Raw genomic sequence first — 16,227 nt, 5'->3', positions numbered from 1 at the left:
AGATACCATCATAGCTAATGGCAGCTTCCGGGACAGTTCCGATCGTCCATCCGGTCATCAACTGGTCGGAGTGGACACCGCTTTTCCCCACCAGGGAGCTTGGCGTCATTCCACAGGAACCGGGCATCTACCTGGTGTCGCATAAATCGTTGAGCGGGGTCCAGTACGTCGGGCACAGCCGGACCGATCTTCATGACCGAATATGGCGCATGGGGAATGAGATTGATTCAGACGAGATGCCGCACCGGGATCCGCATACGGCAGCGCCGTGTCTGTGGGCGATTGCGGACGAATACAGTGCCGAGTACCGGGTGTGTTGGGCATCGATCGACGATATTGGCGATGATGAGGAACAGTCGAGTTTGACCTCGACCCGGACTATCGGCGAGCTGGCCACAGTCAATGACTTAGTCGGGCTCAAGGCCGCCTACATCGCGGGGTACCGGTTCGTCTCCCGTCAATCACCGACCGCCAATTTCGGGTACATGATCCCTGGCTATGAGCAGTCAGGTCCCCGCAGTTCCGGGAGACGCGGTGGGAAACTCGAACAGGACGACGGCGAGCCCGGCATGCGAGAGGAGACGATCTCAACGTGGGAACAGTGGGATGATGTGACCTCGGAGACGTGGATGGGGTTCGACTGGGAAACATACGACCTGGGTGATTTTGAAGATCCGTACCCGGATGCGGAGGGGGTGTTCCGTATCTGGCAGAAAGGGACGAACACGCTTACCCAGGTTGGTGCAACGACGAACATCCGGAACCAGGTCTTGGACGCAGAGCCCCACGACGATGGGACAATGGTCTCGTTCGACCAACGCGAGATTGGTGACATCTCCGATCGACAGGCTGTTGCGACCGACCTGGTCGGTGCACACTACTTGGCGAAAGATATCGTGCCAACATCCAGTGTGACCAAGGAAGACCTCCCCGTCGATGAGATCAGGGATTTGATTGACCAGTACGAGTCCCCGACGGTTGAAGGCAAAAAGACGATCTCGGATAAACAGAAGATCCGTAAGGCGGTCGTTGCCTTAGCGAATGCCGAAGGCGGGTATCTCCTCGTCGGTGTTGCAGATAGTGGCACAGTAGTAGGGATCGAGAATACAGGCACAGGGAAGGATCCACAACGGGTTGAAGAACGGTTGTTGAACATCATCGAAGACGGGGTCGATCCGCGATCCCCGATCCGGTTCACACAGATAGAGGAAATCGACGGCGGGCATGTGCTCATCGCTGAAATCGAGAAGGCTGATGAGATCCCGTACAGCGAGAACGGCCGGTTCTATCAGCGGCGAGGATCGGAAAGCCGCAAGCTGAACGGTATGGATCTACGCCAGTTCGTCGAGGAACGCCGCACCGATTCGCCACCAGAGTAACCAGCTGTACGTCGGTAGTAGCGGACGAATCACTGGCGGTGGATGAGGGTGGCGAGTGCTTTGACAGCATCTGCCTCTTGATTGAGAGTCCAGTAATCTCCGCCAGTCTCGTCCTCTGCTCGCTGGATGATGTCGTAGGCTTGGAGGTCGTTCCAGCGGCGGTACAGTGCGTCTCGGGAGATGTCAGCTGCGTCAGCTAGCTGGGTCTTCGTGTACGGGATAGTCGGGTTCTCCAGCAGCGTTTCAACTATCTTGATCGTGATGTTATCGAGGAGCGTGTTGGTCTGAATGTCCTGTCTCGCCGTTGCTGGAGACATACAGATGTATGTGTGAGATTACATTTAAGAAGGTTTGTCCCTCCTTCTACTATGCCGAGTCGAGGTGGACCGGGGACCGATGGAGGTCGAGGACTGTATGGCATCAATTCTTACGAAGATGTGGCGACGCAACCTCTTCGGAGGCACATACCAACCGGTCGAACAGATCACCAGTGGAATCCCTGATGAACGGAGCTCCACAGTCAACGAAGCATTCGACGAATTACACCAACAGGGGTACATCCAGTACCACAAGAACCGGACCTGTGCCTCGATCAACCCCTCTTATAAAGAAGAGGTGCGTGAGTTCCTTTCCGGTCACGTTGCGGACTACATCCTTGAGCTCCGATAACCTCGGTAATACAGATTCGAACAGCCAACGACACGAGACAAGAACTGCCATACGCAATAGCATCCACGGAGGAATAATGCAGATGGATAGGACACAAAATGACTCGCTCAACCCTGAAAGCGTGATCGAACGCTACCTCGACAATGAAATCGAGGTAGAGACCTTGGAGACATTCCTCGGATTCCGAGCTGCCGAGTCCATCCAAGCCACAGCGACACTGCTTGCTGAGGGCGAAGACCTCGCTGACGACTTAGCTGAGCTCTAACACAGATCGGCCTTCACACGCTGTATCAACCGGTGATGTGGCCAAAGAGAAGTTAATCGTCGTCAGTGGATTGAAGCGCTGCGAAGGTTCCAAGAGCTTCTGCGGGATCAACATCTTCAGACTCGATATCCTGTTCGGTCTGTTCTATCTCGTCCATGATGGAAGGGATGTCCTCACCTGCTTCGTCATACTCCTCGATAACGTGGAGGACAGAGTGAGCGGTTAGGGCGAAAAAGAGGAGAGCAGTTGTCGCGATGTTCATATCGTAGGTCGCGTACAGGTCTCCGTGCATGATGGCGTGGCGGTGGGCCCAGAAACAGTCCCACTTGAAATCCGAGATCCTGGCAGGGTCGCCTTCCTCTACACCGAAATACGCCTGATAGTGATCGCGTAGTGCGGTTTGTTTCTCCTCTGTCCCGTATTTTGGAAGGTCGATTTCGTTCGTCTCCTCCGTGGTTATGTCATCATCCTGGTAGCACAGCCACCACAGGAGTGCATCTTGCATCGAGATGAAGATATGGATGGCCGCATATGGCCGATCTGGCTCGTCTTGAAAATCATCAAGCCCATCCTCGACACGGCTTGTCAACCGCTCAAAGTACTCATCATCAACCTCCTCGAACTCTTCTAAGAACTGGCTCACCCAGTTTTCGGCAGCAGCTTTGGCAGCGGGATCGGGCTCGATGGATTCATAGTCCCACGGCATCTCGAGTCGGAGTTGCTCCTCAACCGCGATCCGGATCCCTTCCCGCAGTTCCTCAAGCGTTTCACGGATAGCCTCCCACTGCTGGTTGTACGCCTGGGTGAATGCTCGTGCACTCTGGATAGCACTGACCGTCTGCTGTAAGTCAGCGAACGGTTGTGTCGTAGCATCGACGGTTCGTTGCAGCTCGCGGATAGGTTCGACCACATTTTCCCGCATCTGCTCAACGCCACGCACCGTATCCGTGAGTTCTTCAGCGGTCTGCTCCATCTGGCGAACCGGTTCAGCTACCTCTCGCTGCATCCGGTTGATGCTGGCAAGTGTCTCCTGCAGGTTCTGTGTTGCAATGAGTGACTTCCGAAGACCTTGCATCTGATTTATAGCTTGTAGCGTCGATCTCGGCGACGTCGAGGACGATGACGACCCTCGATCGTTCTCGTCTCCTTCGTCTCCATCCTCACCCTTCTCTGGCATATAGGTCACACCAAGAAGCGATTATTAAAAAAGACCTCCTCGTTGCGTGAGGATCAGATCGTTACGGGCTCTCCAGGAATTCTTCGAGTTTGGCAGAGTCGCCGGCGTGCCACGACTTGCGGGGGCGGACCTTGACGGGGACGATGGTTTCGGCATCGTCGTTCATCGCATAGGCATAGCCCGGAGCTTTCGGGATCTGTTGCATGTAGTGGCTGATGGTCTGGGCATCGTGGAGTTCAGAAATCTTGTCCCCGACCGCGTCGGAGTCCTGGCCAGCGGTGAGGCGGTGAATGATGAGGGTGTCACATTGGGACAGGATCCGGTTGTCGAGGGCTCCAGGTTGTTGGGTGGCCATGACGAGCGAGAGGCCGGGGCGGCGACCTTGGCGGACCCATTCGACCAAGGGTGCGGTGCTCGGTTCGGTGTGACCAGACGGGGCGAACAGGTGGGCTTCATCGAGGAACAGCCAGACCAGGGGGAAGTTGACTTCGGTGTGTTCGCCTTTGATTTTCTTGACTTCTTCCCGGCTGCGGTCGAAGCTCCGCTTGTTGTACATCTTCTTGACGAGGATGCCGGTAAGCATGGTGCGGACGTTCCAGGGGAGGGCACCGGCACCGGAGAGGTCGAGGACGACGAATTCCCCGCCCTCGACGATTTCTTCGATCTTCGAGCCGGAGGAGCTGAAGATACCCCAGTTTTTAGCCTTCTCCAAGCGGCGGTGAAGGGCGTCTTTGATGTTAGCGGACTCAGGAGAGGCTTCGACCTTATCGAGGAGATCCATGATGCTGTAGTACTGGCCGAAGTCCTCCTCTGCCTGTTCGATGACCTGTGAGAGCAACCCGGCCTGTGCCTGGGTTTCATCGATGTCGAGCAGGTAAAGCCAGTCCTCAACAGAGAGTTCCGAGGGGTACAGCTCGAATCCTTCGTGGAAGTACTGCTGGATCTCTTCGTACTGCTCTTCGAGGCCGGCGGGGTAGTAGACTTTGACCGGGTACTCTCTGGGAGAGATATCCCAGCCATCAAGCAGGTCGGTGTCTGGTGTTTGGACCTGGAGACTCCAGTAGATGCCCATAGCGTCGATGACCAAGCCGTTCAGGTTCTGTCGAGCCTGGGCGGGCAGGGTCATCAGTTCCTCCATCATCACACCGAGGGTATGGGACTTCCCGGAGCCGCGTTTCCCACAGACGGTGACCATATGGGGTTCGTTGAGGTCGAGGCGGACCTGTTCACCGAGCTCATCGGTACTGTCGAACTTGCGGCCAAGATAGGCTGATAACTCTTCTTTGTCCCCGCCAATAATCATGATTCGTCACCAGTGAGTTCAGCTTTCACACGTATCTTCAGCAGGGACTGCTTTAGTTCCTCGGCAGCCGTTGTCGATCCGCGTAATCCGTCGATTACCTGCTGGAACTCATCGTCATCCAGTTCGGTGAACCTGTCCGAGAGGCCGTCCTCGGTAGCGTCTTCGACCACGTCTATCTCGATATCAGGATCGTATTTCCGGACGGTTTCTTCGAACTCGTCTTCACCGAATGCCTCTTCTTCCAGGTTGGTGCGGGCTGTTTCCCACTGCTCCCAGTAGTCCCCGTACTGGTCGTGGTCGAACTGGGCAGGCGAACTCTCCAACTCGGTCTCGCAGTTGTCCAGATAGGTTTGGCCGCGCCGCAGCCAGCTGGACTCACCGGGGATCCGGTCACGGTACTCTGCTAACTCGTCTTGTGCTGCCGACACCGTCTCCTGTTCCTCCTCGATGGCGTCGGTCAGCTCGCCTTTGACGTACTCCAAGTCATCATCCAAGGCGTCTTTGTCGTCTTCAGCGTCGTAGGTCTCGACCTGGGGGACGATGCTTTTTCGCCTGCTTTGGAGCATCTCGAACAACCGAGAGAGCTGGATATCACCGTCGAGATACCCGTCAAGGTCATCACCAACTGCTGCATCCTCGATGTTCCGTTCAACCTGGTGGGTCTCCCAGAACTCCTCGATCGTGGTGATGCACTCGATGTCCAGGTCCTCAGACTGGAGATCGGGATCGATACCGAACCAGTCCAGCTTCGTGGTGAGGTGTTCTAGATCCTCTTGTTTTTCCAGCACTGTCGCTGCTTTTTTCACCTGAGTGACGACGTGGTCCAGGTCGTCAAGGATCAGGTAGCGGAGCTCGGGATCGATCGATCCGAGCGGTCGGACCGTGTTCGCATACGTCGCCACCTCCGTATCAGCAAACACATCGTTCGCAACGATCTCACGGAGTGACTCATCCACGGTCTGGAAGTCGAAGTCCCAGTCAGCATCGACCTCACCTTGGAGCTCATCCAGCTCCGTCGCATCGGCATCCTCCACACTGTCGTACTTGTCCTTGAGCGCTTCCACCGGATCGCTGTCAGGCGTGTCCTGTTTCGCCTGGTCCAGGATTTCAATCTCGATGGCCCGCCCGATCTTACGCCGCGTCTGGTCACGCTGTGTTTCGATCCGGACATCAGCGGGAATGATGGTCGTCTCACTGTCGTCCTCGAAGACCCAGCTGTAATCGTCCCAGTACTGGCCAAGGATCAAAAGCAGGTAGACCATCGCCTTGGTAACGTTTTCGACCTCGGTGGTCCCGAAGATCAGCTCAAGTATCTCATCGAAGTCAAGCCCGTCGTCATCAAGGTGAGATTCGATCGTGTCCAGCACAGAGCTGTAACTACTAAACTGGGGAACGATGTCGTACTCACCAGTGTCCCGTTCCTGGATGAACGATTCATGCTCCGCGAACGAACTGACGATATCGCGGAACTCGTCACCGGCCTCCCGTGACCGACTGACACGGCCGAACGACCGGACATCGATCCGAGGGTGGTTGGGGTTGGCAAAGATGAGGTCGTCTTCAAGATCTAAGTGTTTGATCCCGTAGACGAGGTTGAGATAGTTCTTGCCGGTGTAGGCTTCGTTGAACCCGAGTTTGGTCCGGGGATAGCCCCCGGCGATGTTTGTGACGCTCCTGTCGACTGTCTGGATGATCGAGAAGCTGGTCTGGTCAGCGGTCCGCACACCAACATCCTCAGGGAGGTCCTCCCCTGCCAGCGATGCAAGGGAGAGCTTCAGAAACATCACGTAGGCTTCATACGCATCATCGAACCGAGGGTTGTTCTCCTGGATGGCTTCGATAAGGTCATAGTAGCCGCTGTCCTCGTCGAAATGAGTTTCCAGTTCCTGATTGAGACTTGTCTCTATCGCGTCCGTGATGTCGGCTGCCCGGCCGTTCCGTTCCGTGACGTAGAACCGTGCCGGGAGGTCACCGTCGGTCGCCCGCCCGAACCGGATGACGATGTTCAGTGCCTCATCATCGACCTCGGCCTGGAGCTGTTCCGGCAGCTCATCCGGGGCGACAGTGAAGTAGACATTGGACGTGTAGTTGAGGTCGCCTTCCGTATCGAAGACGAGGAACTGGTTCTGCTGGTTCTCGAAGGAGGTGTCGGGGAAGCGGTGCTCCCGCATCGCTGCCCAGAGCTGTACCAGGTTCTTGTCCTCCAAGTCGAGATCTTCGATGGCCTCGCCCACCTGGTCAGCAAGGGAGAGTTCGCCGCCACCAACTGCTGTCCCGGTCAGTTCGTTCGGATCGAATTCGAGCCGGCCCTCTTCCTCGTCGAAATAGTCGGGTCCGTTGGCAGCACGACTGATCAGGTCCTCAGCTTCGTCCTCACTGATCTGAAGTTCGATGGTGCCTGCGATGTCGGCGATTTCTTCAGCAGTGAAGTAGACCGGTCGTTCCTCTTTCTCAAGGATACCGACCTTGGCGACTTGGCGGAGGATACGGCGGTCGATCGTTGTGGCGGTATCGTAGTCTGCCTCGATGGTGGCTTCGATGCTGCCTTCACCAGGGAGTTCATCGAGATTGACTCGTTCGACCTGACCCCGGAGCTGTTCGCGGACAGCGTCGCCGTGTTGGTACAGGAAGTCCAGGTCGATACGGCCCTCACCATCCCAGTGGTCGAGGAACGCAATCAGGATACGTTTGTAGTCACGGAAAGCACGGACGACGGTTTCACCCTGTGTTTCGTCTTCGAACTTCTGGACGATGCTTAGGGCGAAATCGAGCGTGTCCTCAGTGAAGGGGTAGACGTAGCCATCATCACCACGGTCCGCAGACACGATAGTGTCGTACCACGCTTGGACATCGCCGTCGCGGTCAGCGAGAAGCGGAATAACGTAGAGGCGGTAGAGTTTGGCGAACAGTTCCTTTGTCTCGTCCTCTGAGAGATCGATGTTGTAGCTGACGCTTTCAGTAATGCGGTCGATCAGGTCCCGTTCTGCACTGAACCGGTCCGTGAGCTCGTCGAGGGAGAGCGTGTTCGCAAACAGGATGTAAGGCGGGGCATCGAGATCGTCAAAGCCGGAGACGGCATTCCGGATCATTTTCTGGATGATGGCCTTGAGGCGGTAGGTGCCGCCCGGATCCACGCCTTGGCGGAAGAGTTGCTCGAACTCGTCGATGTACAGGGCGGGGTACCGGTCTTCTCGTTCCCGGTAGTACGTGGTGAACCAGGTGATGGGTTTGTGGGCGTCGCCGGCGGTCAGGGATTTACTGACGCGGGCGATATCCTCTAAGGAGGCTGGATCCTCGAACCGGTCGATGAGGTCCTCGCGCTGGCTGGAGGGCAGTGTGTCGTCGAGGTCTTCGATTGTCAGGTTGATCTTCCGGTCGTTGAAGATGGCGATAAGGTCGTCCGTGCCGACGCTGTCACTGTGGTCGACCAAGGATTGAAAGATAGCAAAGAGGAAATCGGTCGGAGTATCGTTCTGTTCGAGGCTGATCGTGATGCAGTCGATGGGTGTCTCCCCGTACTGGAGCTGGTTGAACTCGTGGCCCCCGAACTCCTGACTTGAGTCACAGAGAAGTTCGATGTTTTCCATCATCACGGTCTTCCCGGAGCCGTAGGCTCCGTGGAGGATGACACCGGGACTGTCCTGGCTGGCTAACCCGTCGTGGACGCCGTGCAGGATATCGGCCCGTTTGTCGGTGAGGATGAAGTGGGTGCCTTCCTCGAGGAATGCTTCGAACTCGGGGAGGTCCTTTTCTCGGGCCAGTCGTTCGCACTCGCGTCGGACGCGTTTGATCGTCTGTCGGTCGAGGATGTTGACGACGTCCTCTTTGGCTTCCTCCACTGTCATGTATTGATCCGGTATTTGATGAGTTTGCGTTTCAGGTCGTTTGTCTGCTCGACGATGTAAATCCTTGTATCTAACACGTTGTGCTCCGTGATACGGGCAGGATTCGACATCAGAATGATCTTATCGCCACTGCCCTCATCACGGTCGCGTGGACGGAGAAACTCGATGTCGTAGTCCGTGTTCGGGGTGCGTCTTTGAACCTCCGTGGTGAATTCGAAGACGGTGTCGTACTCGGTGTGAACATCGTCGATCCCGACGATAGCGATATCGTTGCCGGCCCGGTCCAAGTGGTCTAAGGCGTTGCGGACGATGCTCATATGTTAGGTCGTGACCAGTTCAACCACGGTTTTGCCTTCGTAGCGGTCCGTTGCCACCCGATTCTGGTCCTGTAATTGTTGTATGATAGTATCGACTTGTTCCCCGGTCCACTTGAAATCCAATGTGAGCAATCGTTCCAACTCTGCACGGTCCATGCGGTTGCCGTGTTCCGCGATGATGTCCTCGACGATGTCTTCATCCTCGCCTCTGAAGTAGGTGTACTGGGCGGGGTCAAGTTGCCATTCACCGTCGTTTTCGACCGCGATCTCGAAGTCACGGAGGAAACACGCTATTGCTCCAGCAGTCACCTTGTTCCCGCTGACAGTGTCTTTCATCAATGTGTTGACGGTGTCAGCGAGATCGGTCCCCATGTCGTAGTTGCCGGCCTGGACCTTCCGGTCAAGTTCCTGGAGGAGTGTGTGGAAGTAGGTGAAATTGGTCCGTGATTTACGTTCTAACAGGTGGAATGCGGCCACACGGAAGTCAGGGGCGTTCAGAAGTTCTAACCCTTCGTCGGTGAGTTCGATGTGGTCGTTGTCCTGTTTGAGGATCTCAATGGACCGGTTCTCGTCTTGCAGGGTGAACGTGAGCCAGCCATCGATCGATTTGAACAGTTTGGAATCTCTGTCGCGGTTGATCGCCTTCATTTCGTCGCGGAGTTCGTCTTCGGTGAGCTCGCCGCGGAAGTGGACGATCTGGGCGAGCTTTTCGATACCCTTGAGCAGGTCTTGCCGGCCGATCCGGGGGATAGTCTTTGGCATAGCTGGTAGTCAGGCGTCTTGATATGTAAGGCGGAGGGCGGCCATCTCGCTGATCGAGGTCCCGCCGTGGTAGCCGTGGTCGTGGCCACTCCTGTTTTTGATATCGTACCGGGAGAGTAGTCCGACATCAGGCAGGTCGAAGATACCGTCACCGCGTGGCTGGTGGGTATCAACGCCGTCGAATTGATGGAGGCCACTGATCGAAGTGGCATCGCTGTCTGTACGCCAGCCGTAGACGAATTTGGAGCCTGACTGGAGATACTCAACTTTCTCAGTCACGTCCCTGAGTGTATCGTCACTGACGCCGTCAGCATCCTCCTCGGTGAGAAGTGCACGGATTCGGTCTACTGGTGGGTCGCTGTCGTCGGTGGCCACGGTAACGAATTGGAGGTCGGTTCGGTTCGTGAACTCGGCGTCGCGGAAATTGATGCGGTAGGCGTGCTGGAGCGCGACGGTCTCTGTCAGCATCTGTTGGGTGAATTCATGTTCAGGGCGTTCGTTGAGAATCATTTCCATCTCGTAGCGGGTGAGTTTCCCGTGGTCTGAGATGACCTCGATGTCAACCGGGTTCTCAATGATCGTTGTAGCTTCTCGCAGGTCTTCCAGGAGGGCATCGAGGAAGTTGCCGAGCGTGTTGTAGTAGTTCTCGAACTCTGCGAACGAGAGCATCTCGTGGAGGATCTTGTCGAAGTCCTCCAGGTAGAGAACGATGTGGGACCGTTGTGCTGCCCGTGCTTCTGGGTCTACATCGTCGTTGTTCAGGACGTGGTGCCGTTCGTTCAACGTGCTCTCGACTTCGTCCACGAACCCGTTCCGGACCGCGTCCAAGTGATCGGCTTCGATAGTGAGGTCAGAGGAGAATCGGATATCGGCGACCTGGTCAGCGAACCGGGAAATTCCAGAGGAATTGAGCTGCGGGCGCTGGATGAGGTGGAAATCGTTCTCGGTACGTTCCTCGATGAAGTCGAAGGCGTCGGGATCGTAGCTGCTGTGCTGGAGAACGAATATGTCGTCACCGCGGCGGGGTTGCCAGCTGTAGATACCGGTGGCTTCGGCAGGAAGTCCGGTGAGGATGGTCGAGATAGCGGAAGGCGTGTACGACGGCATGTTGGAGAACGCGAGGTCGACGCTATCAGGTTCTGTGGTCAGGAAGCCGAACTGGTTGAGGAGCAGGTAGTCGGTGTATCCGACGCTGTCGAGGATGACGGTGAATTTGACCCTGTCATCATCTGGTTCCGTGAGCAGATCGGAGAGGTGTAGCCAGTTGTCGTCGGTGACGATGTCGTCGTACCGGTCAACGAGTTCAGCACAGTAGCTGTCGTACTTGTCGATCAGCTCTTGTTGCAGGAGATCCGAGACCGGTTCGTCCTCCCGCGTGTCTGCGAGGAACGAGGTCCACTGGTCGAGGAAGTCGGGCAGCGTGTCTAAGTCCACCTCCAGTGTGCGGATGTCCTCTGCAAGGTCTTCGGCTTCGCGTTCACGGAGTTCCTGCTTGCGTGCCTGGTTCAGTGCTGTCAGGTAACGGTAGTCGAGCAGATCCTCCCGATCGTTCTCATAGGCGACATGGATGAACTGTTCGAAGATGTCCGTCCAGCGGTCTTTTGGGAACGCTGCGTTGACGAAACGGGGGTGTTTGATAAGTGCGACCTCAGCGAGGAGGTTGAGCAGGGTATCGACTTTCTCGACAGTGTTGAGGGCCTGGTCCGGTCCGTAGTCCTCGATTTGCTGGCTGTCACTCGACAGTTGGTCCCGTACCGTGTTGACGAGGTTGGTGAACTCGTCTTCGTCGACGGTGTGGAACAGGATGCCGAAGTGCTGGGTCAGGGTTTCTGCGGCGTGGCCCGGTTCTTGGATGTTGACTGCCGTGTCCTGGCCGGTGATCTGTTGGTAGCTTGCTTGGATGGTATCGATGACGTCCCGGTCCAACGCTGTTGTGGCAAGTTCGGTCAGGGTGGAATCGAACAGCCGTCGCTGGGCCAGCCATTTGATGACAAGGGTTCGGTACAGGTGCTGAAGCTCTGGGTCGAGCCCTTGGATTTCGGCTGCTACATGGTATTTGGGTTCGTTTTGGGCGAATCTGTCGCCATACCTGGCCAGGAGCCGGGTCGTGTAGACGTTCTGTTGGGCCGCTGGGTCGAGGCTGTCGAACAACTCAGTATTGGGAATTCCGACGCTGTCGAGGAAGAACTCACGGACAGCTGTCGGGACCGACGGAAGGGTATCATAGGGAATGTAGAACTCGTCCAATCGGTCATCAGTACTGGTCTGGATGTGTGTCGGACTGAGTTCAGCACCCGTTGCTGCCGCGGTGAAAGCCCGCAACGTGAACTCGGCAAGGTCATCGATGGTGCTCGGCCGTGGTTCGGTGCCGGCCCCACGTTCGAAGGCATCACGGATGGTCCTGGTCGTGTCATCCAGCTGGACGCGGTCAAAATGGACGAACGCTGTACCGGGGATATCCTGAATGCTGTCAACGAGGGATCGAGGGCAGAAGAACACGACAGTCCCGTCCCCGTCGTTGTCCACGAGGTACTCGATACCGGTGTAGATCGTCTCCTGGAACTCCCATTCATCGACCGGCATCGACAGGACACGGACATCGTCACTGTCCACGATGGCACTGAGTACCCGTTTATCGAACGGGACCGGGAGGTCAGTCGGCACGTAGAGAATCTTCCCCGTCTCGTCCGTGATCGCATCCTGCGTCCCAGTAAGACGTTGGAACGCGGTGAAATCGAACGAATCCTCAAGAGACTGTTCCAGAGCTTCCTTCATCTAAACGGTACGTTCTCAACCGCACCACTTAATGCTTCCAACGTGATCACCGGTTACACAGATACTCTTTCCTCATCAACCAGCTTTTAGGCGACGACCCCTTCCACTACACCGATCTCACAGACGAAGAAAAAGAAGCCCTGAATGAGTCCAAACTCACAGACTACGTCGAACTCCGGATGGGCTAAAACACCCCTATACAACAGATCAAGCAACAATTGGATTTCAAATCCTTGTAAGACCGGCTGTAGACGCGTAGAAACAGTCACGACCTCTTAACTCGTATAATCTTTTTATAGATCCACGAAGGTCTATATGCCCTTGATGAACAATCCGGCGTGTTTTGAAACGTTCAAAGATCAATAGGAGACACGAAAAGAGAGAGCCGCTCTACCGGTGAAACAGTTCCAGTGGAAACCTATTAAAAGGGCTTTGGGCCAATAGGAGGATAGTCTTACGGCCATACGGCCACACCCCGTATGGCCAGATTCGGAGACCGGTCAACGAGGACCGGTCCGGGCAACCGCCCCACCTCCCCCGTAATTAGAACAAGGAAGGCAGGAGCCACAGGCACACCACCTTCCCACGTAAAGGAACGGGAGACACGGGCAACCACTTCCCGGACCCCTCTTTTTCCCTCTACGACCACTCCGAACCCCCTCCCAAGTACGTTTTGGGAACCAACAGGTGAACAAGCACAATGAATGTGAAAGACTCAATCAAGAAGGTTGGTGCTGTAGCAGCATCGACCCTGATGGTCGGCATGACCATGGGAGCAGCTCAGTCACTGAGCGAGTTCCCTGGCATGTTCGTCGGTGACGACGGGGCACCTACTGCCCAGGTCGTCGTCGGATCTCAGGGTGCAGTCTCCGACGTCGTCGGAGCTGTCAACGTCGCTGCAGCACTCGGACAAGCTACAATTCAAACTTCAGAACAGACAGAAACAGTCGACGTCGAGACATCAGGCGGTTCAGTCGGATGGTCAGCATCCGATGGTCAGACGCTGGATACCCGGAACGACAATCTCTACTTCGGGGACACTATCGACACCGTCCGGCAGACCCTGACAGAGGAGCATCTGGACATGCTGGCTACGACAGAGTTCCAGGATGCAGCTGGCAACGATCAGGATGTCGAGCACTTCCTCTATACGCAGGGCCAGCAGATCAAGTTCGGCACTGCGTCCGAGTCGAATGTCGATCCGTTCCTGTACGTCGACAACCCTGCGAACCCGTCATCTGTCACCGGCGGCCTGTACAAGCTGCAGGCTAACTTCGGTGAAGGACTGCTCCTTGACCCGAGTGGGACTGAGGATGATGGCGACAGCGATGGCAACGATGACGTGCTTGGTGAAGAAATCGACATGTTCGGACAGACCTTCACAATCTCGTCCGACAGCTTCACCGGCAACGATCAGCTCATCCTTTACGGTTCCAGCGAGGAGTACGACCTCGAGACCGGTGAATCCACCGAGATCGATGTCGATGGCGAGACGCACACACTGGAAGTCCGAGCGGTCACTGCTAGTGACACCGTCGCGTTCTACGTTGACGGCAGTCTGCAGGAGAAGACCGAAGGACAGACAGTCAACGTTGGCGGTACTGACGTCCGGATTGATGACGTCATCCTGACCAACAGTCAGAACTCAGAGGGTCTTGTGACCTTCAGTATCGGTTCCGAGGAGTACCGTCTTGAAGACGGTCAGCCCGTCCAGGACAGCGACGGCGACGACATCGAAGGCACCTACGTCAAGCTGACTGGTGACGGCGTCGAGTCAGGTTCCACGGAGACGCTGAACAACAACAACAAGGTCGAGGTTTCCTCGGTCGAGATCGGTGTCGGTGCTGACGACAGCGACAACAACTACGTCGAATCTGGTGGGACGTTCGAAGATCCCATCTTCACAGAGCTCCGTTTCCACCTCGGTGGGCTCGCACCTGATGCAGGCGAAGGTGCAGGCGATCAGGTCGGCGAAGTGATGTTCGACAACGACGGTGACGAGACCGTTACAGTCGACTTCACTGACGGCGACAACGACGCGACCATCGAATGGTGGTACGACGACGCCACAGGAGGCGACGGTGCTGTCGACGACGCTCTCGCTGACAGTGATGATCATTCCATCATGGTCTACGAGGGTGCTTCCGTTGCTGAAGATGAGTACTTCTTCAGCGATGCTGGGGACTTCGATCACATGTGGGAAGTCACTGGCGTTGACGCATCTGACAGTGACAGCGGTACAGCAGAAGAAGGTACCGTCGATCTGCAGGATGTTGTCACCGGTGCCAACGTCGAGGTCGAAGTGACCGAAACCGGAACTGGTGACGGCAACGACGACAGCGACGACACCTTCTTCACTGGGACAGAGGTCATCGACGGCCAGACCTACAAGTTCCGCGTTGACGGTGGAACAGATGAGGTCCAGGTTGTCTGGGACGCTGGTTCCAGTGTCAGTGAGTCCGGGTATGATGTCGGTAACATGGCATCCGTCTACCCGGCAGTCGACACCGACAGTGGTGCATCAATCGCACTCCACGACGACGTCGATGAAGTCATCGACGCTGACGTGGCAGTTGCTGAAAACGATGCCCGTGCCCTCGACAAAGAACTTGTCTTCCCGAGCACGGAATCCACCGGAACTCAGACGGCCCAAGTCGTCATTTACGACGACGGTACTGCCGATCAGGTCGACATCAACGTTGGTGGCACCTGGTACAACGACACCAGCACTGCAGCCACTGACAGCAACGAAGGCGAGGACGTTGTCTCCGAAACAGTCGTCGATGTTGGTGCACTCAGCTACAGGGTCTCAGTCAATCTTGACGACCACAGCGACGACACCGACTCGACGACGAGCGACGAGGCAGCCTTCTCAGTCGATGTCGCTCCTGAGAACTCGGGTAGCGAGCTGACTTCCTCTGGTGCGATGGTCATCGAGCCTGAGCACGAGACTGGCTCCGGCGACGCCGAGGCGGCTTACAACGTCGTTCCTGGTGTCGACGACTCTGACGACTGGGTCGAGGTCGGTGGCTCACAGGCCATCCTCTGGGACCGTGCTTCCACGTTCGGTGGAACCACCCTCGACTCCGATGACAGTGTGACCGCAGACTACGATGTCTACGGTGCACACGTCATGAAGGACGATGAGGATCAGGGCTCGTTCACCCTGCACGTCCCGAACCAGCAGGCAGTCGCTGGCGCAGCCTTCACTGGCTCTGGCGGCGAACTGTCGATGGGTGGCGGTTCCGGTACTGGTTCCGGTGAGGTCACCTACACTGGTGTCACGAACGAGGACATCCGTGGTGCTCTGCCGGATCTGGCGAAGACCGACGATCAGGTCACGTCCAGTGACAGGCAGAACAGCCACCTGATCCTCGTCGGCGGTCCTGCGGTCAACACCCTGGTCAGCGATCTCGCTGACGACGGTGAGACATGGACCACCGATCAGTGGCGTAACGAGCACGTCGATGAGGCACTCCTCCAGGTCGTTGAGGATGCCTTCGCCGACGGCCAGCACGCCATGATCGTCGCGGGTCACTCCGCCGACGACACCCGTGCTGCTGCCCGCTACGTCTCCGAGTGGAGGTCCCATCAGGACACCCTCGCAGATGCAGGCATGCAGTACAGTCCGTCCAGCCAGGAAGCACCCCGATAACTCGGGCCTTCCTCGCTGACGGACGATCCGGGACCCCGCCCCGTCGTGGGCGCGGTCCCGTTCTTTTTTCCTTTTCTTAT

11 protein-coding genes are annotated in these 16,227 nt (G+C 56.5%); 4 read left to right on the top strand and 7 right to left on the bottom strand.

Features of this window, described 5'->3' with window-relative positions:
• Positions 1–17: 17 nt before the first annotated feature.
• On the top strand, positions 18–1,379 hold the full coding sequence (locus EAO78_RS00180; protein ID WP_122103855.1) for an AlbA family DNA-binding domain-containing protein: 1,362 nt from the start codon (positions 18–20) through the stop codon (positions 1,377–1,379).
• Positions 1,380–1,408: 29 nt separating this feature from the next.
• Here the strand turns inward: EAO78_RS00180 and EAO78_RS00175 are convergent, their stop codons facing one another.
• Positions 1,409–1,696, bottom strand: a complete 288-nt coding sequence (locus EAO78_RS00175; protein WP_122103854.1) for an Lrp/AsnC family transcriptional regulator — start codon at positions 1,694–1,696, stop codon at positions 1,409–1,411.
• 79 nt (positions 1,697–1,775) lie between these two features.
• On the opposite strand from EAO78_RS00175, the gene EAO78_RS00170 reads away from it, so the two are divergent.
• Both EAO78_RS00170 and EAO78_RS00165 read left to right on the top strand, forming a co-directional pair.
• Positions 1,776–2,048 (top strand): hypothetical protein, encoded by a 273-nt coding sequence (locus EAO78_RS00170; RefSeq protein WP_136516465.1) that lies wholly within the window; start codon positions 1,776–1,778, stop codon positions 2,046–2,048.
• A gap of 82 nt (positions 2,049–2,130) precedes the next feature.
• Entirely contained in the window at positions 2,131–2,313 is a 183-nt protein-coding gene (locus EAO78_RS00165) for a hypothetical protein (protein ID WP_136516464.1), read from the top strand.
• A 52-nt stretch (positions 2,314–2,365) separates the two neighbouring features.
• Here EAO78_RS00165 and EAO78_RS00160 read toward each other — a convergent pair whose 3' ends face one another.
• The 6 genes from EAO78_RS00160 to EAO78_RS00135 form a co-directional block, all read right to left on the bottom strand.
• On the bottom strand, positions 2,366–3,490 hold the full coding sequence (locus EAO78_RS00160) for a coiled-coil domain-containing protein (RefSeq protein WP_136516463.1): 1,125 nt from the start codon (positions 3,488–3,490) through the stop codon (positions 2,366–2,368).
• A gap of 61 nt (positions 3,491–3,551) precedes the next feature.
• A complete protein-coding gene (locus tag EAO78_RS00155; protein WP_122103850.1) occupies positions 3,552–4,793 on the bottom strand; it encodes an ATP-binding protein in 1,242 nt (413 codons plus the stop codon).
• Positions 4,790–8,632, bottom strand: coding sequence for a hypothetical protein (locus EAO78_RS00150; protein WP_122103849.1), 3,843 nt, complete (start codon positions 8,630–8,632; stop codon positions 4,790–4,792). Before EAO78_RS00150 ends, EAO78_RS00155 begins: the two co-directional genes overlap by 4 nt.
• A gap of 2 nt (positions 8,633–8,634) precedes the next feature.
• Positions 8,635–8,955, bottom strand: a complete 321-nt coding sequence (locus tag EAO78_RS00145; protein ID WP_122103848.1) for a hypothetical protein — start codon at positions 8,953–8,955, stop codon at positions 8,635–8,637.
• Between the two features lie 3 nt (positions 8,956–8,958).
• Entirely contained in the window at positions 8,959–9,717 is a 759-nt protein-coding gene (locus EAO78_RS00140) for a hypothetical protein (RefSeq protein WP_122103847.1), read from the bottom strand.
• 9 nt (positions 9,718–9,726) lie between these two features.
• Positions 9,727–12,492 carry an alkaline phosphatase family protein gene (locus EAO78_RS00135; RefSeq protein ID WP_122103846.1) on the bottom strand — a complete coding sequence of 922 codons (2,766 nt, stop codon included), beginning with the start codon at positions 12,490–12,492 and terminating at the stop codon, positions 9,727–9,729.
• 700 nt (positions 12,493–13,192) lie between these two features.
• On the opposite strand from EAO78_RS00135, the gene EAO78_RS00125 reads away from it, so the two are divergent.
• Positions 13,193–16,147: an S-layer protein gene (locus EAO78_RS00125; RefSeq protein WP_122103844.1), complete on the top strand. Its 2,955-nt coding sequence runs from the start codon at positions 13,193–13,195 to the stop codon at positions 16,145–16,147.
• Positions 16,148–16,227 lie beyond the last annotated feature (80 nt).

It is taken from the genome of Halobellus captivus (genome assembly GCF_003697845.1).
In the GTDB taxonomy this organism is placed as follows: Archaea; Halobacteriota; Halobacteria; order Halobacteriales; family Haloferacaceae; genus Halorubrum; species Halorubrum glutamatedens.
Note: the sequence above shows the minus strand (reverse complement) of the source record. Positions and strands in the feature narration are given on the sequence as shown.